The following is an 18,195-nucleotide window of genomic DNA, read 5'->3' as shown; positions in this document are numbered from 1 at the left end:
GGCAAAAAACCGCTATAAAATTGAAGCAAAAAATAGTGAACTCAAGCATGGGCACGGTTTTGAAACAGCCAAATCCTCGGGTTTATTTGGTATGGAAATTCAAGGAGCCACAACCATATTCGCTGTCAATCTCAAACGGATAATAAAACTTCTTAATGAAAAAGAATAGGAAATAGGCAGAGGTATAAGCAACTTTCCTTCGAATTTCGGTAGGAAGTTGCTTTTTTTGTCTTTTTTCATCCATAATGTCTTTTCCTTATTTATAAAATATAAAAAACGGAAGTTCTTCAGTGCCCTCTCGGAACGACCGAGGAGGCTCACAGGTGAGCCTGCGGAAAGCGAGCGGATTTCGCAAAAATCTAATAGAGAAAGGAGCAAACATCGTGGAGCAGATCATTCCCATCATTAGCGAAGTAGGATTTCCCATCGTCGTGACCCTGTATCTGCTATATCGTATAGAAACAAAGCTAGATATGGTCGTCCAATCGATTCAAAATCTTCCTGACCGAATGAGGAATTGAAAAGAACACTTTTTAAGAAAAACTTAATGGTTTGTTCATCATTTATTAATATATATCCAGTAGGATAGAAGAATGGAAAGAAACCTTTTTCATAACTCCCCTGTAATATATAGATTGTCCGGCCTAAATGCCGGACCTTTTTTTGTTTAAACCCGTTTACTCTTAACGAATTCATAGTAAAGTGCAGTAGTCGTTTGCACGACCAAAAATACCACAAAGGAATATTCAATATCATAGCCCTTTTGATAGTGCGTTAGCCCCATCCAGCGAGAGACCACTTCCATCCCTAAACCAACCAAAGCCCAGCCAAGAATATAGAAAATAAACCTATTTTTGTTAATCTTAAATCTCTCATAAAAGTAGATGAAAAAATAACTGATAGGTGCAAACAAAAAGTACGTGAGCAAGTCCGAAAGCTCGTATTTATTTGAATCATTTACCTTATAGAAATCAAGAAGGCCCCCGCCGATCGTAAAATCAAAGAGAGTAGAGCTGGCAAATCCCCAGACAAGAAACATAATTGTAATTTCCCGAGGCAGCCTTTTGGGAAGAAAGAAAAAGGCACCGTACGCAACAACTAAACTGACCAGAATGTAGATTTCATTTTTATCAAAAGTCTCCCATAAAATCATGTAGCTCTTTCCCCATTTCGAGAAAATCTTCTAAAGATTTTGCTAGTAGCTACCGCAATCACGGCAAGCAAGAAGTAATAAACTGCTTCGTACCCATAATTCCAATTAGAGAATTTAGTAATTTTAAGGAATATAGACAGGTTACTGAGACAGAGCATCACGATTACCGCATATACAACTAAAAGCCCTTTACTAATCACTGATTTCCCCCATGGAAAAAGATTAAGGAGTATGACCATGATAAGCGGGGTAATGACACTGCGGTTAAGCAGGAAGGCTGTATAGTCAATTCCCACTTTAGTAGGTTTAATGAACTCAAATTCTTCCATCATAATCCAAGAAAAGTTAATACTCACAATGAGTATGACTAAGAAAATTACCGTGTTTTCAACAATGGACAGCCTTTTTCTGATAACGACAAAGCTGGAGACAACAAGCCAGGCTAGAAAGAAAAAAACAACAAATCCCATAAAGCCTCCAATAAACGTTTTTACCTATAGATTGGCTTCTTTTGGATCACTTGATACATACATATTTTAATAACTACTTCAACCTTTCGTCATGATTTGTTCATAATTTCAGGATAAGATGTCTATGTGAAGAACGAATACTTTTTCATAACCCCCCCAAAAACATCTCTCTTCTGGTCCGACAAAACTATGTCGGATCTTTTTTATCATGGTGACAGGCACCGTAAATTGTACGAGAATAGTCAAGAATACACCCCTATTAACACCTTTTTTCCTTTTATAATCATATTAGTGAGGTTTATCCATCCCCCTGAACTTACATGCCTCATTTCCCTTGATTTCAAATACAATCCTATATTGGAGGAAACATCATGAAAAAACTATGGCTATTTCTGCTCTATTGCTATTATTCGTGACCGGCTGCTCAGCGAACGCGTCTGATGGGCCAAGACCAACCGATGGTGAAGGACTTTATAATTTAAGCTGCTTAAATTGTCATGGTGAAAATTTAGAAGGTGCTGCAGGACCGCCAGTCCTTAATATGAGCAATAAATTTTCTGAGGAAGAACTGCTTAAGTTAATTAACGAAGGCGTTGGGATGATGCCTGGTAAGCTGTTGTCTGAAGAAGAAGCTCTAATTGTTACCAAATGGCTGATGGAGAATTAATACTAGAAAAAGCCAGGAAGTTGATTTCCTGGCTTTTTGATTACCTAAGATGATCCTGAAAAACCCTATGGGTCAATTGATTAAATTCAGTAGATAAGCCTTGTGTTACTTTACCGCTCCGTACGATTCCTTCATAATCTCTCATAAGATTAAAAAAATCTTGATTACTTGAAACGTAAACATTTCGAACGTTCTCTGTAGTCGCCCAAACATTCTCAGCAATCTCATCCTCGACAACGGTAGTGACTTCCCCATTAAACTCATTTTCCATTTGGACTGCAACAAAAGCATTGCGATTCGATACGATGACTGTAGCATGTTTAACCTGGGGCATTGACTCAATCTTTTCTCGAGCTTCTGTCGGAGCCCGTAAGCCAGCTTTCGATCTAGTATTAGTATTAGTGTTGGTATTAGCAAGATTAGTATTTAACTGATTCATGTTTGTATTTCCTAAAGCATGCTCCGCATCACGACGAGCCCCAACATGCTGGTTATTCATATCGCCTGGTGGGTCGACAGCTCTTCCTTGGTCGTTCATATTACATCCTGAAATAATGGCAAGTATGACTATGCAGTTTACAATCAGTTTAGCAACCTTCATTGATTTTCCTCCTAAACTTAGTTCAAGCTTACAATTACCTATATTGGCATTTTTTATGTAGTTTTTTGGAGGATTTATTAAATTTTGGTGTAATCAAGTAAAACGTTCCAAAAATCGCCATATCATCCTTTTTATTCAAGGATATAATTTCCTATTTTCTGTAAGAATTTAATTATTTTGTGATATGATAGAGACAAATATACCGTGTAAGAGGATAGTTTATGAATAAAATTGGCCAAATTACTTTAGTCTGCCTTTCCCTATTATTTAACGCCTATCAAACGCTTCTAGGTCATGATCGTTTCTTTACCTTTGACTTTTTTCTTTTTACATTAATAGGCTGGTTCGTTGGCTGGCAGATAGATTTGGCGAGATCTTATGCTAAACAGGCCCGCGCCAGTGAGGAAAGCTATAAGAAGTTGATTGATTCACTGCCTGAATCCATCATTATCCACTGTAATGACCGGGTTATTTATGTCAATGATGCGGCCATGATGATGATTGGTGCTACTAATAAGGAAGGACTGATTGGCACCTCCATTTTCAACTACGTAGTAGATGAATATAAAGATCGAATGATTCAGAGATTAAAACAAATCAAAAAGGAAAAACATCCTTTAACCCATATTGAATATAAATTTATCCGTATGGATGGGAGCAGATTTTTCTTTGAAAGCTCTTCCTTGTTTATTTCCTATGGCGGGAAAGACGCGATTTTAACGATTGGCAAGGACATCACTGACCGTAAAGAGCAAACAGACCGACTATTACAAAAATCAGAAAAGCTGGCCCTCTTAGGGCAGATGGCAGCCGGAATCGCCCATGAAATCCGCAATCCGCTTACCTCCATTAAAGGTTTTGTGCAGCTATTTAAATCGAACCACATGCAAGATGAATATTACGACATCGTGTTAAGCGAGCTCGAACGAATCAATAGTATTGTAGGAGAATTCCTTGTTCTCGCTAAACCAACCGCCTCTGTATTCATTGAAAAAGATATAAAAGAACTCATCCGTGATGTGGTTACTCTGATCAGCACTCAGTCTATTTTAACCAACGTTCAAATTTTCGTAGAGTATGAGAGTGATCTGCCTGCCATTAGCTGTGAAGAAAACCAGTTAAAACAAGTATTTCTCAATCTTTTAAAAAACGCCATCGAGGCCATGCCAAATGGCGGAAATATCTTTGTAAAAATACACTCAAAAGAAGAAGGAAAAATCTCCGTGCAATTTATTGATGAGGGAGTTGGTATCCCAGAAGAGAGGATTACGACCCTAGGCGAGCCTTTTTATACAACGAAGGAAAAAGGGACTGGACTTGGTTTGATGACCTGCTTTAAAATTATTGAAAGTCATAACGGAGAGCTGACTATTCACAGTAAACTAGGCGAAGGGACAACAATTGACGTTATTCTTCCCACGATTACCCAGCCATTATTAAAGAAAAAATGGAGTCATTCAATTTAGTAAACGGAAAGAGCCAGGCTTTAAAAACCCGGCTCTTATTCTATCAATCAATATACTCCTCAAACCAGTTAATGATATAGTCCAGCCTGCTTTTCCGCAGACTCGGCTTCCCGCTTCTAGATAGCTCATGATTTTCCTCTGGAAAGCGGACAAACATCGTCTTCTTTCCTAGCCTTTTCAAAGCTATAAATAACTGCTCCGCCTGCTCAATTGGGCATCGGTAATCCTTTTCACTATGAAGAATCAATAATGGCGTATCCACCTGATTTACATATGCAAGCGGCGAATGCTTCCAAAGCGTTTGAATGTCACTTAAATCTGTGCCAATCTGCCACTCTGTGAAGTAATAGCCGATATCACTTACTCCATAAAAACTGATCCAGTTTGAAATCGAACGCTGGGTCACCGCAGCCTTAAAGCGGTTCGTATGACCGACAATCCAATTGGTCATAAAGCCGCCGTAGCTTCCACCGGTAACGCCAAGTTTGTCAGCATCAATGAAATCAAACTTTTCCAGCACATAATCTACCGCCCGCATTAAATCTTGATAATCACCGCCGCCATAATCCCCGCGGACTGCATCCACGAATTCCTGACCATAGCCATGACCGCCCCTTGGATTTACATACAACACCGCATACCCTTTTGCCGCTAACATTTGAAACTCATTCATGAATGTATTCCCATACATCGCATGTGGACCGCCATGAATCTCAAGCAGCAAAGGATACTTCTTGCCTTTCTCAAAACCAATCGGCTTCATCAGCCATCCCTGAACCTTCCAGCCATCAGCACCTTCAAACTCAATCGCTTCTGGATTAGACAAGACAATGTTCTCTAAAAATACATCATTTACAGCGGTTAATTTTTCAGCATCATGTTCACCTGTTAGTGAATACAACCATAAGTCACCAAGCTTATCCCCAGTACTGATTGCGGCAATCGCTTTTTGTGACGCTGAATCAACCGTTAGACCGTACACATGCTGCTCACCAACAAGGATCGGCTCCATCACACCGTTTACATGACCGTAATAAATATTTGTATTTCCATGCTCTGATGCAATAAAATAATAGCCCTGACTATCCTTCGTCCAAATCAAACCAGGAGTACTCGCACCTTGCTGGAAGTCACCAACAATACAATCACCCACCGAAGCATCAAAATCACTCGGCGTCATACAGGTTAATTCCTTCGTATCGAGCGGGTATAGCCAAATTTTTGCATGGGTGGCATTTTCAAATTCACGGCGGTGCCCAACCATTCCGAGATATCGTCCATCTGGTGACCAGGCAACACTGCCAAAATAGCCCGAGCCATCTGTTACAAGTCTCATGGCTTTCTTTTCAACCTCTAATAAATAAACATCATATGTAAATGACAAATCACTATTTTCTGCGGTATCCGCACCAACTGCAAGGTATTTTCCATCTGGAGACCAATCATAGACACTCACACTATAATCACGATCTGTAAGCTGTGTTAACTCTCCGCTATCCACATCTACTACTGCCGCCTGCCGGTAATGCCCCTTCCAAAAACCTTCACCATCTGATTTATATTTCATTTTCGTTACTTCGAGTGCAGCTAATCTTTCTGGCTTCTTCTCTTCCTCTTGATCAAACACGGTTTGGTCTTGCTTTAAGGGCGTTGTAAAGGCTAATTTTTTCCCGTCTGGTGACCAAATGGGATTGCTTACCCCGCTTGATAGAAAAGTAATTTGTCTCGCCTCACCGCCGTTTATCCCGAGCACAAAAATTTGGCTCTTACCTGTTCGGGTCGAAATAAACACGAGTTGCGTTCCATCCGGTGACCACCGCGGTGAATGGTTTCTCGCTGTTCCAAATGTCCATTGAACTGGTTTTTTATCTTCTAATCTTTGAACATATAAATTTGAAATATACTCATCCTTCTCTTCGTCAATCGTTGTCTGGACATAAACAAAAGATTGTCCATCGGGTGCGAACTGTGGATTCGTTACTGAAGTTAACTGAAATAAATCGTCTGACACTATCCCTCTTTTTGCTGTCGTCATCAATGCTGCCTCCTTGGAAAAACATATTCACAAACAATTTCGACATTTGAAATAAATATCCTGCAATAATTTTTTATTTTTCATCATTGTTCTTTTTTGAATATATGCCTTTATACTGCCATTAATAAAAGCAGCACTAATGCTGGTAATCATAAAGAAAATCATCGGCACCAAGATAATCCATTGATGAATATTCAGATAGACGGTGTTGATTCCGATTACCAACCGTTTTTCCAACTCGGTAAATTTTCACAGTGCATACTTCCTTTAGTCAGTTTCATTCCATATTTTACAGGTAGAAAAGTTTCTTGATGGAACTACACCTTTTTGAGAATCTAGAATAGAGGACCGCTAGTATTTTCAGCTATCCACAACTAATTCCGGGTATCCGCAACTAAATTCAGCTATCCGCAACTAATTCCGGGTATCCGCAACTAAATTCGGTTACCCGCAACTAAATTCAGGTATCCGCAACTAATTCCGGGTATCCGCAACTAAATTCGGCTACCCGCAACTAAATTCAGCTATCCGCAACTAAATTCGGTTATCCGCAACTAAATTCAGCTATCCGCAACTAAATTCGGTTATCCGCAACTAAATTCAGCTATCCGCAACTAAATTCGGGTATCCACAACTAAATTCAGCTATCCGCAACTAATTCCGGGTATCCGCAACTAAATTCAGCTATCCGCAACTAATTCCGGGTATCCGCAACTAAATTCGGTTACCCGCAACTAAATTCAGGTATCCGCAACTAATTCGGCTATCCGCAACTAATTCCTCTAATTCACTACAATGAAAAAAGCCCACTAGATTTCAAATGAAATCTAGTGAGCCATAACCTTCATCATATAAAAATCAATTACTCTTTTACAGGTACGATAACATCAGTTTCTTCAGAGATTACCACTTCAGTTGCTTCTTCTAATGAAGCTTCAACCTCAACATCTGTTTCAGCTAAGACTGCTGAATGTGCTGCTGCACGTTCTTTCGCAATAGCGCTAGCTTTAACACTTGCTTGAGCTTTAGCTTTGTTCGCTGCAGAAGGGTTTACTTCTGTCGCTTCCTCTTCCGTTACAACTTCTTCTGTTGCTTCTTCTTCCGTTACAACTTCTTCTGTTGCTTCTTCTTCAGTTACAACTTCTTCTGTTGCTTCTTCTTCAGTTACAACTTCTTCCGTTGCTTCTTCTTCAGTTACAACTTCTTCTGTCGCTTCTTCTTCAGTTACAACTTCTTCCGTTGCTTCTTCTTCAGTTACAACTTCTTCTGTCGCTTCCTCTTCAACTACAACTGCTCCAGCATGTACCGCCGAATTAGGGGCAGCATGTGCCTTTGCTGTTGCACTTGCATGCAGGCTAGCCTGTGACTTTGCTTTGTTTGCTGCAGATGGGTTTACTTTTTTAGCTTCTTTGCTGTCTTCGTCAGATGCATCTTCATTAGCATCTTCCTCGTCCTCTTCCGTCTTCACAACTGCATCAGGATTAAGGTCGATTGACTCAGAATCAGAATCTTCGTCAGACTCTTCTTCCTCTTCCGTTCTTACCACTGAATCGGAATCCAAATCAACTTCCTCTTCTTTACCAGCTTCTTCATCTTCTTCAGTTTTCGCAGCTACTTCGCTTGAAGCATCTGTCGCTTCTTCAGATTCAGGTGAAGATTCAGCATCAACTTCTGCCTCTTCCATTACTTCCACCTCTAGCTCAACCACTTCTTCAACAGGTGCTTCTTCAGAAACGACCTCTTCTGTTACCACAGGTTCAACTACATCCTCTTCCACTTTTTCACCCTTGCCATGAACGGCTGAGTTTGGGGCAGCATGCATTTTTGCCGTTTCACTCGCATTTACACTCGCTTGTGATTTACTTGCTTTTTCATCTTTAACCTTTACGTTCACTTCATTTTTAGCTTGTACCTTAACTGCTGGCACACTAGCCTTTACTTCAACTTTTGCGTTGCCTTTTCCCTGTGCTGCTTGATTCGCTTTACCATGGTCTGGACCGGCCGCATCAGTAAACTGGCCTCCTGCAAGAACTCCGAATGATAATGCTCCAGCAAGCACAAAAGATTTAGCTAATTTTTTAGGGTTTAAATAATGTTTCATTTTTTAATTCGCTCCTTTTATTATCATGTTCCGTGGCTATTCGCAATGGTTTACACTTTTAATAAAGAAGCTTTCTGCGGCGGTGGTGATGGCGGTGCATTCACCCATTGGTTGTTCATTAACGAAAGCCGAGATAGGAACGGCTCGACCAATAGAATTTCGTAGCTCGTATCCCATTCAAACCATTTATCCACCAAGCTTAATGTATTTATTCCACCTTGAATTCGCTCATTCGAGTGACCGCTAGAGTGGCCTGTCCGTTGCGTTGGTTTCGGCACCTGATTGACATCAGGGAGCTTTTCACGGTTAACAGAATTCTCTTCCTCCTGTACTGCAATCTGTACTGGTGGTTCCGAAAATTCATCTTGGCTCGAACCCTCAACAGGTACAACAGGACTTTGGATTTTAGGTTCCGGCTCACTATTTATAATGGTTAGCTTGCTACTGATATCCAGGTCATTTGCTTTTCTAGCATCAAGCTCCTTCTCCGTCTTCTTGACAGCAGACTGAACCTTCCCTTTCGCTTGTTCCGGCATACGATCAAGCACCTGGGATGCCTTGTCAGAAACGGCAGGTTGTCGATCCTGACCTTTTGAATGCTGCTCCTCAACTACCTTTGGTGGGGCTGCAGACTTTTCACTAATCTTTCCTCGTTCATCTGCTAAACTAGCATTTGCAGACGAACCTGCCTGGACACTAACACTATCTAGTTTTTCATTATTTGATTTAACAGAAGCCTTTGCCTCGATGTTAGCCTTTTGAGGATGCTGCACACCATTTGGCTTCTCCGCAAAAGCCATGTCTGGTACAAGCATCGCTGCTCCTACGACCAGACCTGATATAAGAAATTGGCGGAAGTTCAAAATTTCACCCCCTCTCAACAATCGTTCACGGACAATATTCGAGGGTGTTAAAACACTTCTGTCCGTAATTCTTTCAAACGATTCTTTCAACCTAGTAAACCTTGTGACAAATCTCCCTGATTTCTAATAGACTAGGACTTTCTATCGACAACATTTGCCATGATTCTTTCTAATCCAACGTTTGATTAATAACACTCCAAACCCTCATAAAAAAACGAACCTAGTGCGCATTTCAAGAAGAATCTTGCCGATGAAAGATTCTTCTTTTTAAATAAGAAAAACCATCCAAAATCTAGGATGGTTACCTTCGTTTTTATAAAGTTTGCTCGCCTTTCATGCCATTAATTGAATAGCTTACCGTTAACTCTGCACTTAGTGAATGTGACACTGAGCAGTATGTATCCTTCGATAACTTAATCGCACGGACTACCTTTTCTTCAGGCAAGTCCCCTTCAAGGGCATAATGCACATGGATATGGGTGAATTTTTTCGGATGATCATCCGCCCTTTCTCCCTTCACATCCATTTGAAAGCCAGTAACCTCTATACGCATTTTTTTCAAGATCGAGATAATATCGATACCAGTACAGCCTGCTACCGCATTTAATAGTAATTCTGTTGGCCGTGGACCTGTATTTTGACCGCCTACCTCTGCCGCCGCATCCATTTTAATTTCATGTCCAGAAGGAGCAACTCCCGAAAAAGCCATATCGCCATTCCATTTAACCGATAATTCCATTACACACAATCCCCTTTTTGGATATTTTTACTATCCTTACTATACCTTGTTTAGGTTATGAATGTTAAGATAGTTTATACTAAAATGCTTGAGGAACTGATGTGCTATGATTCGAAGTTTTGCCTATGCTCAAATTACCTTTATACTTTCTTTACCGATTTGGCTGAAACTCACCGCCTATCTGCACCCTATAGTCATTGCGGTTGTTTGGTTCTGTCTAACTATCTCTTTTTTATTCGTGAATGCCTTGGTAAAAAACGAAAAGATCAGCATCCCAATGATTGTCCTTCACTCCTTAACCGCACTATATTCTTTAGGATTGTTAATCTTACTTTTTTACAGGCCAAAGAACCAAAGCTACGGCGAGATCAATCTGGTTCCGTTCGAAATGGTGCTGTACTACCTTTCTGGTCATGTGTCACCATTGATTAGCATCTATAATTTAGCCGCGAATATCGGTCTATTTATTCCGTTTGGTTTGTACTATTGCTTAATTAGAGAGCACCCTAAACTAAGGCAGCTGATCGTTATTGCAATTTGTTCGATTAGCATCATCGAAGGTCTGCAATATCTTACTAAAAGAGGAAGTTTGGATATTGATGATCTAATTTTGAACGTACTGGGAGTCTGCCTAGGGTATCTCTTTTACCCGCTTGTTAAAAAAGTTTTAACCATTAATTAGCCTGGGATGAGGACTATTCTTCATCCTCCTCCACCTCTTCTTCACTCGCTTCATGAGCCTTGCCGATTTCCTCCTTGAGCTTTTCAAAGGCATTAACACGAAACTTTGCACAGGCAACTAGGTCATCGATTATTTCGATAAAGGTCTCATAGGCAATTCCATTTTCCCCGCAGCCTGTGATCAGCTTTAAGAAGTCTTTTTCGAACAACTGGTATTGTTCTTTGAACTTCTTGCTATCCATCGTAAGGAAATACTCTTCATCAACGACAAACTCATTAAACACCTTTTTCGTTAACCGTTTTTTTGAGATGCTGATTTCCTGCTGGTCCTGTTCTTTGTCATAATGCTGTTCATCCTCGTATTCTGAACATAGCGTCGCATATATTTTTTCAAGCAGCTCTGTTGGTTCTAAATACTTCAGCTCCTCCAAACCTACACCTCCTGAAAGATCGACCTATTCCGTTCAATTCGTATACTCTATCCTATTTATCGCCAATTCTAGACATTTTTAAAATTAGCCCTTTTACGCAGAGAAAAAAACACACAGAAGAGTTTATGTGTCTGTATTCTTTCAAAGAGACATTTATCTGAACATTCCTCGACAATTTCCCCGGGAATATTTGTTAATCAAACATTTGATTAATCCTGTCCTAACCCTTTTGATTAAACGAATCTAGGCGTATTTTGGTCCAAAAAGTTTGTCGTAAGGAAGGACTAGTTTACTGTATTTATTTCCACACAAAACAACAAAAAATCCCCTCATCGTGGATGAAGGGATTTGTTTTAAAAGTTATTAAAGAACATCCGGATGACGTCGGCACCGCCGATAAAGGTTCCTAAAGAAGCGCCTAGATTTGCTAGGACGATCACGAGCAATACTCTAGTCACTTTGTTACGCCAAAAGCCTTTAATCGTAAACACGTCTTCTGAGAGCATTTGGAAATCACCAACATTAGGCCGCTGGAAATAGCCTTGTACAATCCCCGCGATAAATCCGGCTGCTAACAGCGGATGCAGCGTGGTAATCGGTGCAGCCAAGAAGGCAGACAAAACGGTAAGCGGGTGACCAAAAGCAAGCATTGCACCTATGGCTGAAAGAACACCTGTCCATAAAATCCAGCTAATCGCTTGATCCATCCCAGTTGAAGGATTGAGAAAAAAGGTAATCGCGATCAGGGCAACAATAACCGCTGGGATTGCCCAGCCAAGGATTTTAGGCATCCTTGATTTTGGTTTGATTTTTGTTAACTCTCTTAGGTCATGTTCTTTGTGGATTTCTTTCGTTATCCCAGGGACATGTGCTGCACCAAGAACGGCGACGATTTTTTCCCCGGGCGCTTCCTTGATTTTTTGAGCCAAATATTGATCACGTTCATCAATTAAAGGTATCTTTAATTTCGGAAAAGCCTCTGAAATTTCGGCAAGCGCTGCATTTAAGGTATCCTGGGTCTTCATTTTCTCAAGTTCTTCTTCGGAGATCGACTCTTTATTGAAAATACTATAGAAAATAGCGGTGAGCAGCTGCCCTTTTCCCCAAATGCCAATATTGCTCCAAATCCGAGAAAAAGTAGTTTGGATATTACGGTCAGCTAATACAAGCTCTGCGCCTATTTCCTTTGCCGATTCAATTCCTTGAATCATTTCCTGGCCAGGCTTGGTATCAAACTGCTTAGCCAAACGGTTTTGAAAGGAAGAAATGGCCAGGTTCATTAACAATAAAGGCGCTTTCTTTTCTTTAATAATTTTAAAAATATCGGTTTCCTTCCACTTGCTTCCATCTTGAATTGATTTATAGCGCTGTTCATCTAATTCGATACAAACTGAATCTGGACGTTCTTGCTCAATTACTTCCTTCACCTGCTCCGCACTGCGTTTAGAAACGTGAGCAGTACCTACTAGGATGATTTCTTTATTCTCAAGATGAATTCTTGTTATATTCTCTTCCGACATAATCTACTTCCTTCATCAATTTAATAGTAGTGCTATGTTTAATTCATTTTCTGCTAGTAAAAAAGCTAGAGTTAAAAACATAACTCTAGCTTACCACATTATAGTCGATTCTTCTTTCTATTTTAGAAAACAATTGTCTTATTTTGATGGACGATGATTCGGTCTTCTAGGTGCCATTTTACGGCACGGGCCAATACACTCCGTTCAATACGGCGGCCGATTTTTTTCAAGCTATCCACATGATCGCGGTGGTCTACTCGGCTGATATCCTGTTCAATAATCGGACCTTCATCGAGATCATTCGTAACGTAGTGTGAAGTCGCTCCAATTAGTTTCACACCGCGGTCATAGGCACGCTCATAAGGTCTTGCTCCCACAAACGCCGGTAAGAAGGAGTGGTGGATATTGATAATCTTATTCGGATTTGCAGCGACGAATTTAGAGGTTAAAATTTGCATATACCGCGCCAAGACGACGAAATCGATGTCATGTTCTTTTAATAGCTGGAGCTGTTGTTCCTCTACCTGCTCACGAATCTCCTTATTGGCTGGAATATAGTAAAACGGAATATTTAATCCTTCAACAACCTCTCTTGCCTGTTCGTGATTACTAATAACGAGCGCGATATCGACCATCAAGTCGCCGTTTTGCCACTCCCATAACAGCTCTAGCAAGCAATGAAGTTCCTTGGAAACAAAGATTGCAGCATTCTTCATATGATACACATGCGTGAAATTCCACTCCATAGAAAACCTCTCGGCGATTTCTGCAAACTGCTGCTCCATAAGGGTCGCCTTTTCCTTCAGGCCTGGACATTCAAATTCAATCCGAATGAAAAAAGTGCCACCCTCAGGATTGGTAGAATACTGACTGGATTCAATAATATTAGCATTATAAGAAAACAGAAACTGGGAGACTGCCGAAACAATCCCCGGCTGGTCAGGACAACTGACCAACAGACGGCCCCGATTCTGATTACGATCTTGAAACACTTGAATTTGATCCTTAATATATGAATTCATTTTAAAACCTCTCTCCAATTATTGAACAACATTATACAGGCAAACAATGAATAGGTAAAACACTTTTTAGCGAAAATTCAAACTATCTACTGCATTCAATTCGACAAACTTCGGGCGGTGCCTGTCACCACGCTGTCGCAGCTTTGTTGTCAAATAAAGTTCACATTTATCTGTTAAGGTTTTGTGAACAGGATTTTGCTAGGTTTGGTATTCTGACAATGTTCGCTATTTTTCTATACGAAAATGGCTGAAAGAGTTCTATTTTTATAAAAAATCGTTGTGTTTTTGTGGTATTCTGTCGAGATTAGAACGTTTACATTTTTGCTGTTCCTCTTAATAATTTAAGGTGGTTAGTGTTCGTGAACACAATCAAATAGATTTTTAGGAGGTTATATTATGATCTATGAAGAAAAACCGTGGTTAAAGTTTTATGATCCAAGAGTGGAGGAGCATGTTAGTCTGAAACATGAATCACTTTACGATTTTCTAGAAGATGCTGTGAATCAATTTGGTGACAAAGCTGCGTTTACTTTTTATGGTAAAGTTTTCAGCTACAATGAAACCAAGATGATGGTGGATCGACTTGCATCTTCTCTACATAGAGAAGGCTTTAAAAAAGGTGACCGAGTAGCGATTATGCTACCAAACTGCCCGCATTATATTTTCACCCTCTTTGCCATTTTCCGTTTAGGCGGTATTGCGGTCCAAGTGAATCCTATGTATGTGGAAAGAGAAATCGCCTATGTACTTGACGACTCTGGTGCAAAATACATGATTATGCTTGATGCCTTCTATCCGAAAGTGAAGAAAATTCAGCAAGACACCTCCTTGAAAAAAGCGATTGTCGTAAGTTTCGGCGGGGACAGAATTGCACTAGCGGAAGAAGACCAATATTTTGAAGCAACCCTTCAAGGCGAGGTCACGCTCAAAGAAACGGCTATCGATCCCCACGAAGATGTCGCTGTCCTTCAATATACCGGCGGAACCACCGGTGTTCCTAAAGGTGTTATGCTCACACACTATAACCTCCTTGCTAACTTCAACCAAGTTTGTGATTTTATTTATAACACATGCGATGATATCCCAGATAATTTTAAAATGATTACCGTCCTTCCAATGTTCCATGTCTATGGACTATCCAGTGTTGCCTTATGCGGCATTCGTGAAGGCGCGAACCAAATTGTGCTGCCGCGTTTTGATGTCAAGGAAGTGATGGAAACGGTCAAACGTGAAAAGCCATTCATCTTCGCCGCCGTTCCGACGATGTACTTTGCCTTAAACAGCCAGCCAGAATTACTAAAAGAATGCGGCTTCGACCAATTGTATTTCGTCGGCAGCGGCGGGGCACCATTACCTGTCGAGCAGGCAAAAATCTTTGAAGAAATTACTGGTGCTACCCTGATGGACGGCTATGGTTTATCGGAAGCCTCGCCGACCGTAATCTTTAACCCGCCGTTTGTGCCTCGAAAATATGGCAGCATCGGTATTCCAGTTCAGAGCACGATTGTAAAAATCGTCCGTGAAACAGAAGACGGTGTATATGTGGATGCTCCTGTAGGCGAAGCTGGTGAATTGATCATTAAAGGTCCACAAGTAATGAAGGGATATTGGAACCGACCGAAGGATACAGAAGAAGTGATTAAAAACGGCTGGCTCCATACCGGGGACATTGCACGCATGGATGAAGACGGATATTTCTATATCCTTGACCGGAAAAAGGATATGATTATCGCTAGCGGCTACAATGTATATCCGCGTGAGGTAGAAGAGGTTCTCTATCAGCTAAAAGGCATTGAAGAAGTCCTGGTTGTTGGAATCCCTGATGATTACCGTGGCGAAACCGTTAAGGCTTTTGTCAAACTAGGAGATGGCCACGCCCTTCCTGTCGAAGAAATTATTGAGTTTGCCAAAGCAAATCTCGCCCCGTATAAGGCACCTAAGGAAGTGGAAATCCTTCCTGACCTGCCAAAATCATCAGTCGGAAAGCTCCTCAGAAGAGTGCTCCGCGATGAAGTACTCGCAAAGGTTAATGTTTAAAATGTTATAGGCATTGTTGTTAAAAGGTTGTGTGACCAATAGGTTACACAACCTTTTTATTTTCTAAAAAGTCCAGCCTATTAGACTATTTCACCAATCAAATTAATATCTGAGTCATAAAATGAATAGTAATAGGAGACGAAAGGAGTGATCAACATGGATCGTATTACCTTCTTATTTCTAGCCTCTATTTTAGCTGGTTTTGCTTTGTTAAATCTACCATTAACAGGATTCTTTGCACCATTTAACCCAGTCGTTGACCTTATCGGTATTCTTGCCATCCTTATTTTCTCATTATTTATTATCTACTACGGGCTTAAAGCGCTCGTTGGAAAAAAATAGTACAGCACTTATACAAAGGTTAAAGCTTGAGGTTTTCCCCTCAAGCTTTTTTTACTGGTTAATTAATATATCTTCTAATTGTTCTGCGTTATCAGAATCTAAAATACCGTACTCTTCCCTCACATTTTTGATTTTTCAAAAATTGTTCAAAATAGTTTGTTATCTTGTTAAAATTTTAAGGTAATATTTGGATGAAGAGACAGATTATTAAAACCTGAAAATCTCGGCAATTGTATCTATACGGGGGTAGTTGGATAATGCAAAGTCTAAGAAGTTATTTTTTGAGAAGAGGAATTAAATTAGGTGTCAGGAGATAAAGAGAAGGAAATCACTTAGCGAAAGTAGCTTTGAAGATCGCAGGCAGGCGTTAAATAGGATTGCAAAGAAGTGGATTATCCTGCCAGCCGATTGCAAGGTGGAGAAACTGGAAATTGACGGAATTTATGCGGAATGGCTTTCGACCGAACAGTCGGCTGCTGACAAGGTTATTCTCTACTTGCACGGCGGCGCTTACGGATATTGTTCTGCCGATACCCACAGGTCACTAGCAGCGAGAATAATGAGGGAAGCAGGTGTCAAGGTGCTGCTCCCAGAATATCGACTGGCACCCGAGCATCCCTTTCCAGCAGCGATTGAAGATGCGGTGACCGTTTATCATTGGCTTCAAGAACAAGGATATCAACCTGAAGATATCATCTTTGCTGGTGATTCTGCGGGCGGCGGGTTAAGTGTTTCGGCGGCTTTGATGTTAAGAGATATGAACGAACCTTTGCCAGCGGCAATTATTTGTCTCTCGCCATGGGTTGATTTAACGGGCGGAGGTGAAAGCTATTCGAAAAATAAAGCAAAAGACCCTTACCTAAACGCAGAATTAGCATTAAGAGCAGCACGTGCCTACGCAGGCAATGAGCCACTTACACACCCGCTCATCTCCCCTGTTTATGCTGACCTGACCGGCCTGCCGCCTTTATTCATCCAAGTAGGAAGTATTGAGATCTTGTTAAGCGATGCTGAGAAACTTGCCCACAAGGCAATACTTTCAGGGGTGGAGGTTACCTTTACTGTTTGGAAAGGCATGTGGCATGTATTTCAGATGAGCAGAAAAATGACGGAAGCGAAACGGGCGGTTATGGAGATTGGTATTTATTTGCTAGGGAGACCTTTGCACAAAAGGGACACTAGTTTGAAGCATTTTTTTCCCACAGCAAAGTCTTTCTGTGGAATTTTCAATTACATATGTAAGGATTAAATTGCTAGTAAAAATGTAGTGTATTTTGCGGGGGTACACTGGCCATTATTGTACCCCCACATTACTATACAAATTGCACTGCAAATTCTCCCAAAATAATTATCAAAAGCCCTGTATATCAACAAAAATAAACCTCCAAATCACCATACAATTTGAAGGTCATTTTGTATTATATATTTAATGTTTGCGATCGTTAACGGAACCCGTTACCAAGCGGGTCTCCTCTTTTTAGATCGGCTAAATCTGAGTGTTGCCTGTTACTCATCTATTTCGGCATTCCAGGCGGGTAGTAGTAAGGCGGTACTTTGATCCAGCCTTTCTTTCTCATGGCGTCTTTGAGTGAGCTCCCGAATTTCATTTTTTCTAGCATGCAATGGGTAAATAAAACGGATAAATCATTTCTAATACATTGGCTGGCAGCGGCCGCACAATGAGTAATGGCTACGACTGTTTTCATACTTAAGCCGTTAGTGATTTCATTATCCGTAAGCTTTACACCTAACGGTACGGCGTTGGGTTCGGAATTTGGCCGTTCTTCACTCGTTGGAGGTAAATGAATCCCCTCCTTTTTCATAAACTCCTTAAACCGCTTCCCTTGGGTATCACATTGTTTCATACTTTGATTCAACAAATCTTTTACCTCATCATCAGAAGTTGTGTTAAGTGCGATTTGTATGTAGACCGTCGCTTCATCCATTAAAGCTAGATACATCCAACAACTCATAACTTCTCCAACATGAAGTGGGTTTTGCGATTCATCATCTATGGTCATTTGGAAAAAATCTTTTACAGTTTCAAATATCGTTGTCATGTATACT

Annotated in this window: 18 protein-coding genes and 1 pseudogene; 8 read left to right on the top strand and 11 right to left on the bottom strand. The window is 40.6% G+C overall.

Translation table 11 applies throughout. From position 1 onward, the window contains the following. A pseudogene (locus tag BTR25_RS27295) lies at positions 1-169 on the top strand (IS5/IS1182 family transposase); the annotation flags it as partial. Between the two features lie 214 nt (positions 170-383). Next, on the top strand, positions 384-521 hold the full coding sequence (locus BTR25_RS24685; protein WP_075690636.1) for a YvrJ family protein: 138 nt from the start codon (positions 384-386) through the stop codon (positions 519-521). A gap of 146 nt (positions 522-667) precedes the next feature. Here the strand turns inward: BTR25_RS24685 and BTR25_RS24680 are convergent, their stop codons facing one another. Next, complete coding sequence (locus tag BTR25_RS24680; RefSeq protein ID WP_075690634.1) at positions 668-1,153, bottom strand: hypothetical protein; 486 nt, start codon at positions 1,151-1,153, stop codon at positions 668-670. Next, positions 1,150-1,623 carry a hypothetical protein gene (locus BTR25_RS24675; protein WP_075690633.1) on the bottom strand — a complete coding sequence of 158 codons (474 nt, stop codon included), beginning with the start codon at positions 1,621-1,623 and terminating at the stop codon, positions 1,150-1,152. Before BTR25_RS24675 ends, BTR25_RS24680 begins: the two co-directional genes overlap by 4 nt. A gap of 382 nt (positions 1,624-2,005) precedes the next feature. On the opposite strand from BTR25_RS24675, the gene BTR25_RS24670 reads away from it, so the two are divergent. After that, positions 2,006-2,290: a c-type cytochrome gene (locus BTR25_RS24670; RefSeq protein ID WP_075690632.1), complete on the top strand. Its 285-nt coding sequence runs from the start codon at positions 2,006-2,008 to the stop codon at positions 2,288-2,290. A 40-nt stretch (positions 2,291-2,330) separates the two neighbouring features. On the opposite strand, the gene BTR25_RS24665 is transcribed toward BTR25_RS24670, so the two are convergent. Beyond that, on the bottom strand, positions 2,331-2,891 hold the full coding sequence (locus BTR25_RS24665) for a YhcN/YlaJ family sporulation lipoprotein (RefSeq protein ID WP_075690631.1): 561 nt from the start codon (positions 2,889-2,891) through the stop codon (positions 2,331-2,333). A gap of 221 nt (positions 2,892-3,112) precedes the next feature. Between BTR25_RS24665 and BTR25_RS24660 the strand changes: the two genes are divergently transcribed. After that, the gene (locus BTR25_RS24660) at positions 3,113-4,357 is read left to right on the top strand and encodes an ATP-binding protein (protein WP_075690630.1); all 1,245 of its coding nucleotides are present in this window, start codon (positions 3,113-3,115) and stop codon (positions 4,355-4,357) included. Between the two features lie 43 nt (positions 4,358-4,400). Here the strand turns inward: BTR25_RS24660 and BTR25_RS24655 are convergent, their stop codons facing one another. The 4 genes from BTR25_RS24655 to BTR25_RS24640 form a co-directional block, all read right to left on the bottom strand. Further along, the gene (locus tag BTR25_RS24655; RefSeq protein ID WP_075690629.1) at positions 4,401-6,392 is read right to left on the bottom strand and encodes a S9 family peptidase; all 1,992 of its coding nucleotides are present in this window, start codon (positions 6,390-6,392) and stop codon (positions 4,401-4,403) included. Positions 6,393-7,254: 862 nt separating this feature from the next. Then, positions 7,255-8,493 carry a hypothetical protein gene (locus tag BTR25_RS27910; protein ID WP_175596886.1) on the bottom strand — a complete coding sequence of 413 codons (1,239 nt, stop codon included), beginning with the start codon at positions 8,491-8,493 and terminating at the stop codon, positions 7,255-7,257. Positions 8,494-8,543: 50 nt separating this feature from the next. Further along, positions 8,544-9,356, bottom strand: a complete 813-nt coding sequence (locus BTR25_RS24645; RefSeq protein WP_075690628.1) for a hypothetical protein — start codon at positions 9,354-9,356, stop codon at positions 8,544-8,546. A gap of 313 nt (positions 9,357-9,669) precedes the next feature. Beyond that, a complete protein-coding gene (locus BTR25_RS24640) occupies positions 9,670-10,095 on the bottom strand; it encodes an OsmC family protein (RefSeq protein WP_075690627.1) in 426 nt (141 codons plus the stop codon). Between the two features lie 106 nt (positions 10,096-10,201). On the opposite strand from BTR25_RS24640, the gene BTR25_RS24635 reads away from it, so the two are divergent. After that, on the top strand, positions 10,202-10,777 hold the full coding sequence (locus BTR25_RS24635; RefSeq protein WP_075690626.1) for a VanZ family protein: 576 nt from the start codon (positions 10,202-10,204) through the stop codon (positions 10,775-10,777). A 13-nt stretch (positions 10,778-10,790) separates the two neighbouring features. Here BTR25_RS24635 and BTR25_RS24630 read toward each other — a convergent pair whose 3' ends face one another. The 3 genes from BTR25_RS24630 to purU all read right to left on the bottom strand — a co-directional run bounded on the left by BTR25_RS24630 (position 10,791) and on the right by purU (position 13,749). Next, entirely contained in the window at positions 10,791-11,207 is a 417-nt protein-coding gene (locus BTR25_RS24630; protein WP_075690625.1) for a hypothetical protein, read from the bottom strand. A gap of 353 nt (positions 11,208-11,560) precedes the next feature. After that, entirely contained in the window at positions 11,561-12,727 is a 1,167-nt protein-coding gene (locus BTR25_RS24625; protein WP_075690624.1) for a TraB/GumN family protein, read from the bottom strand. Positions 12,728-12,849: 122 nt separating this feature from the next. Next, positions 12,850-13,749: a formyltetrahydrofolate deformylase gene (purU, locus tag BTR25_RS24620; RefSeq protein WP_075690623.1), complete on the bottom strand. Its 900-nt coding sequence runs from the start codon at positions 13,747-13,749 to the stop codon at positions 12,850-12,852. 396 nt (positions 13,750-14,145) lie between these two features. Here purU and BTR25_RS24615 point away from each other — a divergent pair, with 396 nt between their 5' ends. The 3 genes from BTR25_RS24615 to BTR25_RS24605 all read left to right on the top strand — a co-directional run bounded on the left by BTR25_RS24615 (position 14,146) and on the right by BTR25_RS24605 (position 17,377). After that, a complete protein-coding gene (locus BTR25_RS24615) occupies positions 14,146-15,786 on the top strand; it encodes a long-chain-fatty-acid--CoA ligase (RefSeq protein WP_075690622.1) in 1,641 nt (546 codons plus the stop codon). A 156-nt stretch (positions 15,787-15,942) separates the two neighbouring features. Further along, entirely contained in the window at positions 15,943-16,128 is a 186-nt protein-coding gene (locus tag BTR25_RS24610; RefSeq protein WP_075690621.1) for a hypothetical protein, read from the top strand. Positions 16,129-16,543: 415 nt separating this feature from the next. Next, positions 16,544-17,377 (top strand): alpha/beta hydrolase, encoded by an 834-nt coding sequence (locus tag BTR25_RS24605; RefSeq protein WP_075690620.1) that lies wholly within the window; start codon positions 16,544-16,546, stop codon positions 17,375-17,377. A gap of 265 nt (positions 17,378-17,642) precedes the next feature. On the opposite strand, the gene BTR25_RS24600 is transcribed toward BTR25_RS24605, so the two are convergent. Then, entirely contained in the window at positions 17,643-18,188 is a 546-nt protein-coding gene (locus BTR25_RS24600) for a DUF3231 family protein (RefSeq protein WP_075690619.1), read from the bottom strand. Between the last annotated feature and the right edge of the window lie 7 nt (positions 18,189-18,195).

It is taken from the genome of Bacillus sp. MRMR6, assembly GCF_001940785.1.
In the GTDB taxonomy this organism is placed as follows: domain Bacteria; phylum Bacillota; class Bacilli; order Bacillales; family Cytobacillaceae; genus Neobacillus.
The sequence above is the reverse complement of the archived record's forward strand: the minus strand, read 5'-3'. Positions and strand labels throughout refer to the sequence as shown.